This is a genomic window from Hymenobacter sp., from assembly GCF_036388155.1.
GTDB lineage: Bacteria > Bacteroidota > Bacteroidia > Cytophagales > Hymenobacteraceae > Hymenobacter.
In genome coordinates this window covers 1-2,415 of sequence record NZ_DASVSI010000171.1, presented here as the reverse complement: position 1 = coordinate 2,415, position 2,415 = coordinate 1, and the positions used below count along the sequence as shown (strand labels likewise).

The 2,415-nt window shown below is 60.7% G+C and carries 1 protein-coding gene; it reads left to right on the top strand.

Annotation, left to right across the window (positions count from 1 at the left end; translation table 11 throughout):
• On the top strand, positions 1-2,270 hold a 2,270-nt coding region (locus VF629_RS24120; RefSeq protein WP_331061073.1), incomplete at its 5' end, for a M14 family zinc carboxypeptidase.
• Positions 2,271-2,415 lie beyond the last annotated feature (145 nt).

The following is a 2,415-nucleotide window of genomic DNA, read 5'->3' as shown; positions in this document are numbered from 1 at the left end:
AGAAGCTGCCGGTGGTGGTAAGCCTTAACTACGGCGTGCACGGCAACGAAAGCAGCTCTTCTGAAGCGGCGCTGCTGATGGCGTACTACCTCACCGCGTCCACCAGCCCCGAGACGCAGCAGTGGCTGCAGCAGTCGGTCGTCACCATCGACCCGCTGGAAAACCCGGACGGGCGCGACCGCGCCTCGCACTGGTTCGACCAGAACAAGTCGTGGCCCAACCCCACCGACCCGCTCGACCGCGAGCACACCGAGGCCTGGCCCGGCGGCCGCACCAACCACTTCTACACCGACCTCAACCGCGACTGGCTGCCCCTGACCCAACCCGAAAGCCGGGCCCGCATGGCCTTTTTCCACGAATGGTACCCCAACGTGATGATAGACTTTCACGAAATGGGCACCAACGGCACCTACTACTTTGAGCCCTCCAAACCCTTCAGCACGGAAAACGACCTCATTCCCCGGGCGACTTATGAAGTGCTGAACGTGCACCTGGCTAAATACTTTGCTAAAGCGCTGGATAACCTCGGCTCGCTGTACTGGACCAAGGAGCAATTCGACAACCTGTCGCCCATTTACGGCTCTACTTATCCTGATTTCCAGGGCGGGGTCGGCATCACCTTCGAAGTAGGCAGCTCGCGTGGCTTGGCTCAGGAAGGCACCAACGGCGTGGTTACGTTCCCGTTCACCATCCGCAACCACGTGGCGACGGGCTTGGCCACCGTGCGCGGCGCGGTAGAGGAAAAGGACCTGTACCTGCGCCACCAGCGGGACTTCTTCACCTCGGCCTTGAGCGACGCCAAGAAATTTCCGACCAAAGCGTATGTCTTTGGCAACGCGCAGGACGAAACCCTGACCAACAAGTTCTTGTCGCTGCTCCTTCAGCACAAGATTGAAGTGCATGAGTTGGGCAAAAACGTGACGCTCGACCGGCAAAGTTTTGAGAAGGGCAAAGCGTATGTGGTGCCCACTGCGCAGCCCCAGTACCGCATTGTCAATTCGCTGTTCGAGGAACTCACCACCTTTCACGACAGCGTGTTCTACGACGTGACGGGCTGGAGCCAGGCCCACGCCTACGGCCTGGCCGTCTCGAAGCAGAAAAACGCCAATCTGGTGCAGGGCGCGGCCATTCAGGCACCCAAGGCCTTGGCAGGAGAGGTGCGCGGTGGCCAGAGCAGCTACGCCTACCTCCTCCCGTGGTCGGACTACAACGCGCCACGCGCGCTCTCGGCGCTGCACCGGGCCGGGCTTTCGGCCAAAGTCAGCTTCAAGCCCTTCAAAGCCGGCCCAACCGACCGGCCCGTGGATTTTGGCTACGGCACGCTGGTTATTCCGGTAGCGGCGCAAAAGCTGCCGGCCGACTCCGTATTCCAAATTGTGAGCCGCATCAGCCGGCAGAATCAAGTGGCCTTCACCAGCGTAAGCACGGGCTTTAGCGCGGGCGGCATCGACCTGGGCTCCAACAACGTGCGCACGGTGCCGGAAACGAAAGCAGCCATATTAGTAGGTACGGGCACCAATGCGTCGGAAGTGGGCGAGGCCTGGTTTGTGGCCAGCCAGCAATTGGGCGTGCCCCTGAGCCGCATCGAAGTGAGCAACTTTGGGCGGGCCCCGTTGGGCCGCTACACCAGCATTGTGCTGGTAGGAGGGTCCTACGCCGGCATCGACAAGGCTGCCGTAGAAAAATTGCGCCGTTGGGTGCAGGACGGCGGCACGCTCATTACCCTGAAAAATGCTTCGGAATGGGCCATCAAGCAGGGCATCGTGAAGGACAAACTCCTGGTTCCAGCCAACGGCGGCTGGGCCGACACCACGGCCACCGCCAAAGGAAAGCCGCTTGGGCCGCGCCGCGCCGACTTTGTGCAGCAGGAGCAGGAGGGCACCCGCGCCATCGCCGGGTCCATCTATTCCGCCGACATCGACATCACCAATCCCATTGCCTTTGGGCTGACCAACCGGCGCCTGTACGTGTTCCGCAACGGCACCACGTTCCTGCGGCCCAGCCGAAACCCCTACGCCACCGTGGCCCAGTACACCGCCAAACCCTTGGTGAGCGGCTACGTGTCGAAGGCCAACCTGAACCAAATCAGCAACTCAGCCGCGGTGGTGCTGAGCAAAGTAGGCTCCGGGCGAGTGGTGCTTTTTGCCGACGACCCCAACTTCCGCCACTACTGGCATGGCACTTCGCGCCTGTTTTCGAACGCCCTGCTATTAGGTTCGCTGATTAATCTACCAGAAGGCCCAGCCGCCATTTCAGCCGAGGAAGAATAAAAAATTGTCATCCTGAGCTTGCGAAGGACCTTCTCACCAATGAAAGAATTGCAGTAATTACCCCAATTTGCGAAATGGCTGGTACGGGCCCGGTCCGACGCCGTAGGCGTCCGACCGGTTGTGTTGGAAGCTTTCAGGCCTGTTG